This window comes from Nocardia sp. NBC_00416, from assembly GCF_036032445.1.
Lineage (GTDB): Bacteria > Actinomycetota > Actinomycetes > Mycobacteriales > Mycobacteriaceae > Nocardia.
The window spans coordinates 714,807-729,023 of the sequence record NZ_CP107932.1 but is presented as its reverse complement, the minus strand read 5'-3'; the positions used below and the strand labels follow the sequence as shown (position 1 = coordinate 729,023).

The following is a 14,217-nucleotide window of genomic DNA, read 5'->3' as shown; positions in this document are numbered from 1 at the left end:
TATCCAGGGTCCGCGCACACGGGGTCATCGACATGACCTTCAGCCGGGACGGGGCTTGCGTGGCAGGGTCGGCGATATTCGACGCACATGTGTGGGTAACCGAGGAGCACTTTCCACAGCCCGGCGGACGTCCCTTGGCTGGTCGGGGCGCAGCGCCTTCTATGGTGGCCGCAGCCTGGGGGATCACGACCGGATAGCCGCTATGGTTTCCGCCAGCTCGACCACCCGACGATCCGAATCTCCATATCGCGCCTCCATGTGACCGCGCAACCGCACCAGGCGGTCGAGTGCCTCCGTTTTCCTGCCGAGGTGGAGGACGCATTCGGCGAGCCGCCGCTGGCAGACCATGACCTGGTCGTCGTAGGGGCCGCGCTCGGACGTCAAGTCATCGATGAGGACGCGATACAGGTCGGCGGCCTCGGCGTAGTTCTCGGATTCGAAACGCAGGCCCGCCAGCTCGACCCGAGCGTCCACCACGTCCGCGTCCCGTGCGCCCAGGACGGGTACCGCCGCGTCGACAAAGGTCTTGAGGTGCCGGATGGCCGGGTGGTAACGCGACTCGTCGGCGAGACTTCGGGCACGCTCGACCGCTCGGTGCAGGTCGCCGCGGCTCAGATCATCGGTGGGGAAACCCGTAGCCGAGGGCCGCTGTCCGACCTGGATCGTTTCGGGTGGTGTGAGCGCAGCGGAAAGGTCCGGTCCGGGAGCGGACGCGCTCACTGCTACGGCGTACATGCGGGCGGGACTGTCCACATCGTCGACCAATCCGCCGAGCTCGGCCGCATGGCGCATCAGTACCGCGTGGACGATATTCGCTGCGGCCGGTCGGCTTTCGGCCTTCTTCTCCAGCATGCACATGATCAGTCCCGCCATATCGGCCGGGATTTCGGGCCGTTCGTCCCGAATGTCCGGTGCGGCGGCCGACACTTGCTGATTCCACACCGTGTAAGCGTTGTCGCCGACGAATACACGTTCGCCGGTGAGCATTTCGTGCGCGACGAGTCCCAGCGCGTACAGGTCGGTCTGCGGAGTCACGTCCTGGGATTCGACCTGTTCAGGTGCCATGTATGCGGGTGTTCCGAGGGCCTGTCCCGTGGTCGTGTAGCGGCTGAGCCCTGAATCGAGTGCGACGGCGAGGCCGAAGTCGAGTACTTTCACGGTGCCGTTGTCGCAGAGCATGAGGTTGGACGGTTTGAGATCGCGATGGTAAATGCGGTGCCGGTGTGTTGCCGCGAGTACCGCGGCGATCTGCGCGCCGAGTGCCGCCACGGCGCCGACCGGTAGCGGGCCTCTGCGGGCGAGCAGATCGTCGAAGGTGACGCCGTCGACGAACTCCATGACGAGGAACGGGCGCGGTACCGGCTCCTCGGTGGTGCCGGCGTCGTAGATCGCCGGCGTACCCGGATGACTCACCGTCGCCATGAGTTCCGCTTCGCGCAGGAAGCGTCTGGTCCAGTCGGGGTCGGTGTCGAGGTTGGGCTGCGTCACCTTCACTGCGATCCGGCGTTTGAGGTTTCGGTCGAATCCCTCGTACACCTGGCCCATTCCCCCGGCGCCGACCTGGCGGATGAGTTCGTATCGGCCTCCTAGAAGCTGCACCGGCACCTCCGTGATCTGTCGAAACTAGTCGCTGGTCCCCGGCCGCAGCCGGCCGGTGGCCAGCCCCCGGTGCCCGAGGCGTACCAGATGCTCGATATCGGCGCGGCGTTCCCCCCAGCTTGCTTCGAGCCTACGGAGTCGCGCGAATTCCGCTGCGCAGCGACGCTGTTCGGCCAGCGGTAGCCGCGGGATCCCGACGGTGTGCAGGTCGATATCGCGACCCTGTTCGTCGTCGATCGCGGCGCGCAGAACGGCTGGTGGCCGCGGCAGGCGAGCACGCCGCCGTTCGCCCGCTCCTGTGCCTGAGCAACGACCGGCTCGAGGTCGAACTGCCGGGCAGCGATCTGCGGTACACACTGTCGGTCCCTGCGCTCGTGAAGCGGCTGTCCCGTCCGACGCGCAACGTCTGTCACCGCATGACCCGGGACCGGGTCGACGGTCTCGAGCGAGCGCTGGCGTCCGTGGGAATCGCTCCGCCTGGACACCTGCTGCCGACAGAATGGCCTGCCGGCGAACCGATCCCAAGATTGAATGGAATCGCGTAGAAACAAAAGAGGTGCCGCGAGCGGTACTAAGTTGATTCGTCCGGCCGTCCACAAATCAGGAGCACCCTCGATGACCCTCGTGCACCCGCGTGACGATCTCAACGTTGCCCCCGGCTCGATTGTCGTTGTCCGCGACGAGGAATGGCTGGTGACCTCCGCCGAGCAGGGGGCCGACGGGTCGCTGCTGCGGGTACGCGGCCTCTCCGAACTGGTCGCGGACACCACCGCGACCTTCTACGCCGCACTCGACGACATCCAGGTGTTGAACCCGGCCGACGCCGAGGTCGTCCCCGACGGTTCCTCCGGTTACCGCGACTCCCGCCTCTGGCTCGAAGCGCTCCTGCGCAAAACCCCGTTCCCGTACGGCGACCAGACGCTCACCGTCTCCACCCGCATGCTCGCCGATTCCCTCGGCTACCAGCGCGCCGCGGTCGCCAAGGCCCTCGACCCCCGCCTCATCCGCCCCCGGATCCTCCTCGCCGACGCCGTGGGCCTGGGCAAAACCCTCGAGATCGGCATGATCCTGTCCGAGCTGGTGCAGCGCGGCCGCGGCGAACGCATCCTCATCGTCACCCCCCGTCACGTCCTCGAGCAGATGCAGCACGAACTGTGGTGCCGCTTCGCGCTCCCGTTCGTACGCCTGGATTCGGCCGGTCTCCAGAAGGTGCGCCAGAAACTCCCCGCAACCCGTAACCCCTTCACCTACTACAAGCGCGCGATCATCTCGATCGACACCCTCAAAAGCCCCCGCTACAAAGCACATCTGGAGCGCCAGCACTGGGACGCCGTCGTCATCGACGAATCCCACAACCTCACCAACGTGGGCACCCAGAACAACGAACTCGCCCGCGTCCTCGCCCCCAACACCGAGGCCCTCATCCTCGCGTCGGCGACCCCGCACAACGGCCGCGAGGAATCGTTCGCCGAACTCCTGCGTCTCCTGGACCCCACCGCCGTCGCCGCCGACGGCTCGTTCAGCTCCGACGACGTCTCCGCCCTGCTGATCCGCCGCCACCGCCATCACGACGAAGTCGCCGCGGAGGTAGGCAGCGATTGGGCCGAACGCGCCGACCCCGTGCACAGCCTGGTCCAACCCTCGCGCGCCGAGGACGCGGTCGCCCGGGAACTCGCCCAGGTATGGCTGCACCCGAATACCGGCACCTCCCCGTACTCCGGCGAAGCGAAGTCCCTGTTTCCCTGGACCTTGGCGAAAGCGTTCCTCTCCTCCCCCGCCGCCCTACGCGAATCGATCGACCAGCGCTGCCGCAAACTGACGGAAAAAGGCGGCCCGCACACCCCCGAGCAGCACACCGAACTCACCGCCCTCGAAACCCTCACCGACCTCAACGACAAGGCATTCACCGAATCGGCCGGTAAACAGGCCGCGCTCATCCAACGGCTACGGGAGATCGGCGTAGGCCCCAAGTCTGATCTGCGCGCAGTGGTCTTCGCCGAACGCATCGCCACCCTGAAGTGGCTCACCGAAACCCTCCCCGACGCACTGGGCCTGAAACCGGAGAACATCGCCATGCTGCACGGCGGCCTCTCCGATATCGAACAGCAGCAGATCGTCGACAGCTTCAAACTCGAAACCTCCCCCATCCGCGTCCTCGTCACCGGCGATGTCGCCTCCGAGGGCGTGAACCTGCACGCCCAGTGTCACAACCTGATCCACTTCGACATCCCCTGGTCCCTGATCCGCATCGAGCAGCGCAACGGCCGCATCGACCGCTACGGCCAGCGCCGCCCACCCGTGATCTCCTCCCTGATCCTGGAACCCTCGGACCCCGAATTCTCCGGCGACCTCCGCGTCCTGTCCCGCCTGCTGGAGAAGGAGAACCAGGCCCACACCACCCTCGGCGACGTCGCCTCCCTGATGGGCAAACACAGTGTCGGCGAGGAAGAGTCCGCGATCCGCGATGTCCTGGCCCGCAAAACTACTCTCGACGATCAGGTCCGCAGCATCGACGACGTACTCGACGGCGACGATATCGACGCCTTCTTCGCCCAGATGGACCTCGAAGCCGACGAGGCACCCGAACTCCCCGAACAACCCCGCCAGAGCCTGTATCCCGACGACATCTCCTTCCTCGACGAAGCCCTGCGCGCCGCCTTCAACGACGTCCCCCACGCCGACCCCGCCGCCGGCGGCGTCGGCTGGACCGTCCACCGCGACCACGGCATCGCCGAACTCGTCCCCCCGAAAGACTTGCGCCAGCGCCTGATCCAGCTCCCGCAGAATTACCTCCAGCACGGCCGCGTCCTCGAACGCCTCAAACTCGCCACCTCCACCCAGGTCGGCGACGCCCAGCTCCGCGCCGCCAAACAGGGCAAGGGCATCGACAACACAACCTGGCCCGAAGCCCATTTCCTCGGCCCCCTGCACCCCGTACTCGACTGGGCCAGTGACCGCGCCCTCAGCGCCCTGGGCCGCAACCAGATCTTCGCCATCCGCGGCACCCTCGACGCCCCCGCCGTCCTGCTGATGGGCACCCTCATGAACCGCCGCGGCCAGCTCGTCTCCCGCGTCTTCTCCACCGTCGTCTTCCCGAACCCGGCCAGCCCGACATTCGCCCTCGTCAACACCCACTCCGACCTCGACTTCCTGCTCACCGACACCGGCCTGCGCCCCGGCACCGCCAACCCCGGCGCCCTCGAAAACCCACAACGGTTACGCGAGCTGATCCCGATCGCCGTCGACAAGGCCGGCGACTCGATGAAACTCGTCCTCGACCAGCAGGAAGCCACCGCCACCGAACGCCTCGCCGCCTGGCGCCGTCGCGCCGACCGCTGGTATTCCGCCGCCGAACAACTCGAACTGTTCGGCAGCCAGAAAAGCAAGGTCGACAAACTGTCCCGCCGGATCGCCGAAGAGCAGCGCCTCGCCGAATCCCTCGCCCCCACCCAGCAACTGGTACGCCCGCTGCTGGTGATCGTCCCCGAACAGGAGCAGTAACCCGTGGCTTCCTTCGATTCCATCGTCGTCGGCGAGGACTGGATCAGCGAACACTACTTCACCACCGATTCGGTGAAGGAGTCGTTCCACGGCAAGGTCATGGAACTCCGCAAAGGCTGGGACGCCGAAGCCAAGGAGGGCCGCGACACCGTCCGCAGCCGCTTCCTCACCGCCGCCCGCGACCTGCAAACCGCCCTCGCCGCCCTCACCGAAAACCCCGACGCCGCCCCCAAAGCTCACGCGCACCTCCGCACGGTCTTCGGCTACCCCGGCGAACTCACCGACTTCACCACCGAACGCGCCGGCTCCGACCTCCTCATCCCCGCCGCCCAACTCGCCGGCACCCCCGACATCCTCTTCCTCCAAGCAAACCCGGCCGACTCTCTCGAAGACCTCCTCGATCCCGACACCGGCCACCTCATCACCCCCGCCACCGAAGACGGCAAACCCATCGAATCCCTCTCGAAAGCCGTCTCCGCCGCCTTCCGCTCCGACACCCCACCGGCCTTCATCGTTGTCCAGGCTGGCCAATGGCACCTGCTGGCCGAAGGCGAGCGCTGGGCCGAGGGGCGTTACCTCGCCGTCGACCTCCTCGTGGTCGCCGAACGCAAGCACGAAGCCCGGGGTGGGGAGGTCGACCGAACGGCCGCGATCTTCGGCGTGCAATCACTGAAACCGGACGCCGACGGGAATATCTGGTGGGCCGGGGTGCTGGAGGATTCCGTCAAGCACACGGTCGGGGTGTCCAAGGACCTGCGCGAAGGTATCCGGCTCTCCATCGAAATCATCGCCAACGAGGTGGTCCGGCGGCGTCGCGAGCGCGGGGAAACGATGGACAGTGTCGACGCGAACGAACTCGCCAAACACTCGCTGCGGTTCCTGTATCGGATCCTGTTCCTGCTGTATGCGGAAGCGTCCCCGGAAATGCAGGTCCTGCCCACCGGGGCTGCCGAATACGAGGAGGGTTACGGTCTCGACCGGCTCCGCGAACTCACTCTCACCGAACTGGTCTCCCACCGTGCCCGCACCGGGACGCATCTGTACGAGTCGCTGAAAAAACTCTTCGACCTGGTCGACCAGGGGCACACTCCTGCGGTCCGCCAGAACATCACCGACGATCCCGCGCCCGGTCTCCAGTTCAATCCCCTCCGCGCCGACCTGTTCTCACCGAAAGCCACCGCACTCATTGACAAGGTGGGGCTCGGCAACGAAGCAACCCAGCAGGTCCTCGAACACCTCCTGCTCACCAAGGAGAGCAAGTCCCGCAAGGGTGCCGACCGAGGGTTCATCAGCTACGCCGAACTCGGCATCAACCAGCTCGGCGCGGTCTACGAGGGCCTGATGTCCTACACCGGGTTCTTCGCCGAAGAAGACCTGTACGAGGTCGCCAAGAACGGCGACCCGGAAAAGGGTTCCTGGGTAGTCCCGGTCGACCGCGCCGACCACCTCTCGGAATCCGATTTCGTCCGCGCCGAAGACCCCACCACCCACGAACTGAAACCGGTCGTCCACCGCAAAGGCACCTTCGTCTTCCGCCTCGCCGGCCGCGAACGCCAACAGTCGGCGTCGTACTACACCCCCGAAGTGCTCACCAAGTTCGTCGTCTCCCAAGCACTCGAAGAACTGCTCGACCAGAACGACACCCGCACCACTCCCGAAGAAATCCTCCAACTCACCATCTGCGAGCCCGCCCTCGGATCAGGGGCATTCGCTATCGAGGCTGTCCGGCAGCTCGCCGCCGAATACCTGACCCGCAAGCAGCACGACCTCGACAAACGAATCGAACCCGACCGATACCCGGTCGAACTGCAAAAGGTGAAGGCGCATATCGCCCTGCACCAGGTGTACGGGGTCGACCTGAACGCCACCGCCGTCGAACTCGCCGAAATCTCCCTCTGGCTCGACACCATGGTCGCCGGCCTCCAAGCCCCCTGGTTCGGCCTGCACCTGCGCCGCGGCAACTCCCTCATCGGCGCCCGACGGGCTGTGTACCAACCGACCCATCTCGCGAAGAAAGCCTGGCTGAAAACGGTGCCCGCGGATATCCCGCTGGGACAGGAGATCGGCGCGGGTATCCACCACTTCCTCCTCCCCGCCGACGGCTGGGGCGCGGTGGTGGATACCGCCGAAGCCAAAACCTACGCACCGGAGAAGCGAGAAGAACTCCGGTTGTGGCGCAACGATATCCGCAAGTTGCCGTCGAAGGGGATCACTCATCGGCTGACAGCGCTGGCGCAACGAGTGGAAACACTGTGGGAGCTGACACTACGACGGCTCACCATCGCCGAAGAATCCATCCGCCGCGACCTGCACCTGTGGGGTGGAGAACCCGTCGACCCCGGGCCCGGCGTCAAACGGGAACAGATCGAAGCGATCCTGTACGACGAGAACGGAGCCTACCGCCGACTGCGCCGGGCTATGGACGCCTGGTGCGCATTATGGTCCTGGCCAGTGACCACTGATGTGGCTGCACCGGACTGGGATCAGTGGGTCGGCGGGCTCGAAGCTTTACTCGGCATCGCGCCGAAAGCCGGGAAATTCGAGAAGTACGGGCAGATAAGTATCGCTGGAGATCTGACCTGGTACGAACTGGATTCTGCGGAGGACACAGACCGCACGTTCGCACAAGGGAAAACGATCGACGCGGCGGTCCGGGAGTTTCCTTGGTTGGGCATGGCGATGGATATCTCCCGAGGACAAGGGTTTCACCATTGGGAGCTCGACTTCGCTCCGGTATTCAGACGCGGCGGCTTCGATCTTCAGGTAGGTAATCCGCCTTGGGTACGCCCTGACTGGGATGAGGCGGCCGTGCTCGCAGACTTCGATCCCTGGTGGCAGTTGGCGAACAAGCCATCGGAGTCGGTCAGACGGGAGAAACTCGCAGAGGTACTGGCCGCACCCGCTCAGCGCACGACTTTCCTGGAGGAACGCACGAACCAGGCGGGACAGAACGAACATTTCGGCTCGGCAATCGACCGGCCCGTCCTCGACGGACTGCAGCCGGACATGTATCGGTGCTTCATGGAACGCACCTGGCGATCCACGGCCCCGGGTGGCATTGTTTCGCTGATCCATCCGGAAAGCCATTTCACCGAGTCGCGTGCACATACCCTACGCCGGGAAAGCTATCACCGGTTGCGGCGACACTGGCAGTTCCGCAACGAACTGCGGTTGTTCACAGAAATCCAACACACCCGCCCGTATGGAGTCCACATATACGGCGCGCACTCGGTGATTCACTTCCTACACGCCGGGGTTCTATACCACCCGGATGTCGCGGTCCGGTCATTGCGACACGATGGTAATGGCCCCGCTCCCGGCGTGAAAGACCCTGATGGTCGATGGGATACCCGCGCGCATGCCGAACGCATCATCGAGGTCACTGGAGCCGAACTCGCTGCCTGGGCCGCCCTAATCGACGAACCTGAAACACCCACCACTGAAGCGCGCATGCTGTATCCGGTGAACCGTGCCAGTTCCGAGGTGCTGGAAAAGATCGCCGCCGCGCCCCGCCTCGCAGGTGTCCGCTTCCAATGGACCGCGGGCTGGCATGAATCGGCAGACCGGAAGCGCGGATACTTCGAGTCCAGGTCCGCAGTCCCCAACTGCTGGGCAGACGTAATCCTGCAGGGCCCGCACCTGACGGTAGCGACTCCGATCAGTCAGCAGAGCAACCCAACGATGCGCGGCGGATTGGATTACTCACCGATCGATCTGGACACCATGCCCGAGGATTTCATTCCCCGAACGAACTATCAGTTGGCACGCCCAGCGCCAGAGTATTTGACCGCCTACCCACACTGGGATGACGAGCCGAGTTCAGGTTACTACCGGCTCGCCTGGAGAGAGATGTGTGATTCGGCAACAGTCCGCACTCTGCACACTGCAATTCTTCCCCCTGGACCAGCACACGTCGACGCTGTACGTTCGCTAACTGTCGAGGACGCCGCCGATCTGGCCTCAATCGCCGGCACCACGAGCTCTCTCATCGCCGATTTCTTGGTCAAAACGATGGGCGTAGGGCACATCAAGGTGTCGACCCTTGGCAAGATCCCACACCTGCGCGGCCACGTCCTCGAGCAGCACCTCATCCTTCGCACCCTCAGACTCAACTGCCTCGTCCGCGAGTACGCTCCTCTGTGGTCCGAACTCTTCGACCCAAGATGGCAACACGACTCCTGGACACCAGGACTGAATGCACATGGCCCATTCGGACTCTCACTGGGCGATGTCCAGCCCAACTGGTCAGCACATACACCACTTCGCAGCGACGCCGACCGGCGAATCGCCCTCATCGAAATCGACGCAATCGTCGCCGTCATGCTCGGCATCACCGCCGACGAACTCCTGACGATCTACCGAACCCAATTCCCCGTCCTCCAAAAGTACGAACGCGAAGCCCTCTACGACACAAACGGCCGCCAACTCCCCACCAAACTCGCCTCCGAATACCGCAAAAGGGGCACCCTCCCCACCTCCGACCTAACAGTCGATGGCATCACCTACGAAGAACCCATCAGAGGCGTCGACCGCGAACATGACATGCAAATAGCCCACGCCCACTTCTCCGCCTTAAATTCATCACTTTGAATAACTCGCTCGCCGTACGATTCCGAGCGCTCGACGAACTACGATAACCTATTTTCGACGCGGCCAAAATACTCTGAGTATTCGACTCGCAGACAATATTCAAATCAGAATCAACCTTATCCAATGAGGCACCGAACAACTCCGAAAGGTATATGCTTCTACTATGGCAGGGGAAACCGAGCACGCAAAGGGGGCGGATGGTACATGGCTTGCAAAGCGGTGGCTGGAGCGCACTACACGAGCCCAAGTTCGATGGGAACAGCCTGACCCCATCGCCGTACGGAAGCTAACCTTCGAGCGGCCCGGAGGAAAATTCTCCTTCGATATCGGAGGAAGCCTTGTTGGCGGCGAGGTCGATAGCCAGGACTTTTTTGCGGAAGTCAAAAAGTACAAGGACGCACAGGACCAACCTACCCTGTTCAGAGAATTTTTAGCTAAGTGTTATCGGGCTTATGAGCAACGGCCGGAGCGATGCGATAATTTCATGTGGATTACCTGGGCCCCGTTCAATTCGACAGACTGGTCGAAGCTTGATAAACCTGAAAAAGTCCAATCCAGTGTGCGAGAAAAATGGAAGTATAATTTTATATCCGAGGATGAAGCAATGAAAGCTGAACTCGACGGGTACACAATCAAAGAAGTGGCCGATCGAATATGGATCCTAGTCCTCTCAGATAGACAGGTCTACCACCTTTCCATGAGTGACGACCATCTTTCAGTAATTACACGGTATGAGACTCTAGAAAGGGCGAAGAGATGACTTCCGAGGCAGCCGCGAAGTTGAACAGCGCCTTCTTGATTGAAGACGGAAATGAATCGGTTCGGCGAGTAAAGGAAATTATCAATGATACCCTGGTCGTCGCCGACCCAACCGCCAGGATTGTAAACACTGAATACTTCAATCACTCTTACATTCCTGATCTCGTTTTGGAGTGGCCGTCTCGAGGTAGTAACGAAATCCGCAAAGTCTACCTCCGCCCTACCCAAAATCCAGCCAAGATTGAGTTAGACGTTAAAGAACACGCCTCAGAACATCCGATGTTTGTATTTCTCTCGAATCTGATACATATAGACGAAGCCTCCGTTGAGCACATCAGGTTTAATGGACTATCTGAAACTGCACATGAGTCAGAGACCCTTGTGACCGAGGTTGGCGCGTTTGAGCAGATGACACGACAATCATCCGCGCCTGGTTCTACGCTGCTACCTTCCTCGATCTTGCGAGGCGGGAGAGGTTTACTGGAGGAAGAGACCGCCGACGATACCGCGGCGATCGTTAGCCGTGGGTTCACCGGAGCAATGGAGGCCGATCGCGTTCCCACTGCACTGGCACTTGAGACGATAAGTGAGGTCCTCGATCGTGGCGTAGCAACCGAGATGACGTCAATCTTGGAGACGATGTGGATAGCCTCGGGCGGAGATCCATTACAGTTTCCGGGAGAGAACCGCAATATTGGCTTTGATATCTCGCCGGATAGGCTCACAGCCTTGCTCCGAACTGTCCCACAAGAGCTTGATTCCTTTTGGAGCCGCGTTGGCAGGAGCGTCTCGTTGGAGACATTCCGCACGCTACACCTGGTCGGTCAGCAGACAGCTTTACAATCCATCCTGTCGACAGCAATAAACCAACTTGCAGCTAGGACATGCCGCGTAGAGGGCACGATTCATGCGGATCAGGATATCGATCCGCTTATTTGGCAAGTTGAGGATGGGAACCTCTCCCTTCGCGGCCTTGGCCGGCAGGCCTGGGTTGGCCAACGAGTTAGCGACCTGCCAAATCGAACCAGAAGCGCTGACGTACTTCCTTCTCCGCAGCAATTGCTCAGAAGATCGAAGTCTTCGAGTATTCCGGTCACTTCTGTCGAACTGGTCGGCGGAGGACGAACTGTTACATATGGGTCTGCAGACAATGCAGATATATCCGAGGATGAATCGGTCGGGTCGTTCGATGATTTACTCGGACCTGATTCCGTCGTGAACCGCGCAACAGCATTGGCGGGCAGTGGTCAGCCTCTAACAATTGATTTTTCAGGCAGTATCTCCTTCGGAGCCCCAACTGCCCGATTCGCGCTGACTAGCCTTGTTTGGGTTACCTGGTCAATGACGCAAGATCAGTCCACTCAGCAGAGAGACACTCTTAGTAACTTCCTAGGCCCGTTTGAGTCTTCCAAGAATTACGATGCCGAAAGCGAGCCCTCTTGACCGGTCGCCATGATGTGGTCCACCGCTTGTGAGACCCGGTTATCGCGGTGGGTGCGGGTCGCAGCGTATCCCGCTCGGGTTCGGTAGCCAAGTGCGGAAAGTCCTCGGTGGTGGTTGTATTCGTGTTTCCAGTCCCTGACCACAACCCGGGCTCGGGGTGAGACTGCTGCACGGTCAGGTGGCACCGCCATCTGACCGCGCAACAGCCTCATTTCGCGCTATCTCTTTGGCAATCAGTCTTGCAAGCGGTTCGTGTGAACCACGGCTCAGATGCGCACCATCGCCACCCGCACAAGCGACAGTTGCCGCGTCCACGTACATAGCACGGCGCTTGTACGCAACACGGCCTATGGCCGCAGCGAGTTCGCGCGACTTGCGCGCGGAGCCAGCGTCGTATTCTGAACTTTGCTCGGCAAACGCCGGCTGGTCGGCATCCAGATGAATCGGACTGACCAGCAATGTCGCGGGTGCTCCGCCGGTGCGTGTCCAAGCAGTGCGCTCGATATCGTCGATATAGCCTTCGAGCGCGGTAGCGACAGCACCTACTTCTCGACCGAACTTGGTTTTGAGATCGTTATTCCCCAGCATGATTACCACCATGTCCAAGGGCGAGTGGCTGCGTAGGCATGGTTGGAAGTACGTGCGACCATTGCGATCCTCCCGATCTGGGTCGTTGAGATCGGTTGTTCGGCCGCCGAGGCCTTCCTCGAGAATGGCGTACTCGGTACCCAGTATTTGTTGCAGCCGCCCAGTCCAGCGCACGTCCACTGGCCATCGGCCGCGCTCTTCGGCAGGCTGACCGAAGGTGTTGGAATCACCGAAACACAGGATAGTAAATGCGGTTGGGTCAACGATCAAGGTCGAATTCCTTAAGCTCGTATGGATGAACCGAGATGGTCGGCCACTCCAAGAAGGCCACTCGCCTGAAGCCGACTTCGACGATTCATCAGTTCATTCGTCAGCTCGTGAGCCAGTGGTATGTGGCCCACGAATTCTGGCGCCATCGAGCACGCTCGACGAAGCGTATCCACGGCCCCTGCATCATCTCGGCTGCCGATCTGAGCATGGGCGACATTGATGAGCCGACGGCTCTGCAGTGTGGGCGGGATACCGGTATCACCGCCGCTGATTACACTCGCTAGCTTCAGAGCTTCACGCGGCCGATTCGCCGAAACCTCGTTGATGACACCGAAGCTAGCGGCCGAGGTGCGCCCGAACACATTGGACGCCTCAGGCCTCGTACCATAGTCGTCTTCTAGCTGCGTCCCGGCAGATTCGCACAAACGAAGGAATCTTCTCGCTTCGCCGTAGTCTCCCGTTCGAGAAGCTGCAAATGCGGCATAACAGAGAAGCTCGCCCCAGATCGCCATATGGCGCGGTGTGGCGGTGGACAATCGCGGTTCTATGCCAACAGCGGCCACCTCGGCATACGCGGCCGCATTGTCGTACAGTCCGCTTTTCGCCAGAATCCACGATTGTGATCCTTTAATCGCAGCCTGTGTCAGCTCGTCTCCGCTTTCTGCGGCTAACGCATCCGCACGCGCAAGCGCGAGGGCTGCCAAGTCCGCATGCGCCACGTATCCAAGAAGGTTGGCAGAGGCATGCAATAGTTGCGCGAGCAGAATATGTACCCGCCGGCGCCTCTCTCCGGTTGACTCCTCGGCGGCACTGTATGCGCCCGCCAAAACGGCAGGAAGCGTTCGCTCCATTTCGCCCAACCGAGCGGAAAAGAATAGATCCCAAGTGCCCGCTACCGCAGCCGCCATCTCGGCCTCTTTGACTGGCGGCGTATCTGGGATGCACCCCATAAGCAGCCGCCGCAAGGTCGAAATGCTGTCATCGCCGGAGCCTCTGCGCGAACCATCCGAGGCGCCGCCACTCGGCCGAATCATCACCATAGGTGACCGCGAGCAACCCGTCGGATCTCCCGCAGGCCGCGGGAATACGTCAGCTGACGCCTTTCGCTGGTCCTGGTCGAGCGCGGCCTCGAAACGCGCCCGCTGCTCGTCGTCGAGTCTCCTGCGGGCGGTGTCCATGCACTCGGAGTACTTCGCACCCAGCGTGATGTCCGCGCCCCTGCGCTCCCATTTGCCGACCGACTCTATCGAACAACCGATCCGGTCGGCGAACTGAACCTGCGTGTCCCGTAGCGCTGTGCGCAGCGCGGCGACCTCGATCCCAGTCCACTTGATAATCGTCATCTTTCGGCGTTCTCCCCTCCGCTGCGATACCGCCAGCGTACGGCCTCCGTACAGGTTCAGTGTGTCCTTCTGCCGCAAGAACACAGCAATGCTGAAACCAATCATTACCGCAATCCGCAGAGGC

7 protein-coding genes are annotated in these 14,217 nt (G+C 62.0%); 4 read left to right on the top strand and 3 right to left on the bottom strand.

The annotated features are described in order from the left end of the window. Nucleotides 1-183: 183 nt before the first annotated feature. Nucleotides 184-1,599, bottom strand: a complete 1,416-nt coding sequence (locus tag OG804_RS03320) for a serine/threonine-protein kinase (RefSeq protein WP_328393719.1) — start codon at nt 1,597-1,599, stop codon at nt 184-186. Nucleotides 1,600-2,214: 615 nt separating this feature from the next. Here OG804_RS03320 and OG804_RS03315 point away from each other — a divergent pair. The 4 genes from OG804_RS03315 to OG804_RS03300 all read left to right on the top strand — a co-directional run bounded on the left by OG804_RS03315 (nt 2,215) and on the right by OG804_RS03300 (nt 11,892). Next, nucleotides 2,215-5,100 carry a helicase-related protein gene (locus OG804_RS03315; RefSeq protein ID WP_328393717.1) on the top strand — a complete coding sequence of 962 codons (2,886 nt, stop codon included), beginning with the start codon at nt 2,215-2,217 and terminating at the stop codon, nt 5,098-5,100. Nucleotides 5,101-5,103: 3 nt separating this feature from the next. Beyond that, on the top strand, nt 5,104-9,690 hold the full coding sequence (locus OG804_RS03310) for an Eco57I restriction-modification methylase domain-containing protein (RefSeq protein WP_328393715.1): 4,587 nt from the start codon (nt 5,104-5,106) through the stop codon (nt 9,688-9,690). Between the two features lie 163 nt (nt 9,691-9,853). Beyond that, nucleotides 9,854-10,450 (top strand): hypothetical protein, encoded by a 597-nt coding sequence (locus OG804_RS03305; RefSeq protein ID WP_328393713.1) that lies wholly within the window; start codon nt 9,854-9,856, stop codon nt 10,448-10,450. Next, nucleotides 10,447-11,892: a hypothetical protein gene (locus OG804_RS03300; protein WP_328393711.1), complete on the top strand. Its 1,446-nt coding sequence runs from the start codon at nt 10,447-10,449 to the stop codon at nt 11,890-11,892. The genes OG804_RS03305 and OG804_RS03300 overlap by 4 nt, the downstream gene beginning before the upstream one ends. 174 nt (nt 11,893-12,066) lie before the next feature. Here OG804_RS03300 and OG804_RS03295 read toward each other — a convergent pair whose 3' ends face one another. Beyond that, nucleotides 12,067-12,750: a GDSL-type esterase/lipase family protein gene (locus OG804_RS03295; protein ID WP_328393709.1), complete on the bottom strand. Its 684-nt coding sequence runs from the start codon at nt 12,748-12,750 to the stop codon at nt 12,067-12,069. Between the two features lie 11 nt (nt 12,751-12,761). Continuing rightward, nucleotides 12,762-14,198: a helix-turn-helix domain-containing protein gene (locus OG804_RS03290; protein ID WP_328393707.1), complete on the bottom strand. Its 1,437-nt coding sequence runs from the start codon at nt 14,196-14,198 to the stop codon at nt 12,762-12,764. Nucleotides 14,199-14,217: the final 19 nt, after the last annotated feature.

Bases quoted from the DNA above. Each gene is read 5' to 3' on its own strand.
- OG804_RS03315 (WP_328393717.1), top strand. From the start codon at position 2,215: ATGACCCTCGTGCACCCGCGTGACGATCTCAACGTTGCCCCCGGCTCG.
- OG804_RS03305 (WP_328393713.1), top strand. From the start codon at position 9,854: ATGGCAGGGGAAACCGAGCACGCAAAGGGGGCGGATGGTACATGGCTT.
- OG804_RS03300 (WP_328393711.1), top strand. From the start codon at position 10,447: ATGACTTCCGAGGCAGCCGCGAAGTTGAACAGCGCCTTCTTGATTGAA.
- OG804_RS03290 (WP_328393707.1), bottom strand. From the start codon at position 14,198: ATGATTGGTTTCAGCATTGCTGTGTTCTTGCGGCAGAAGGACACACTG.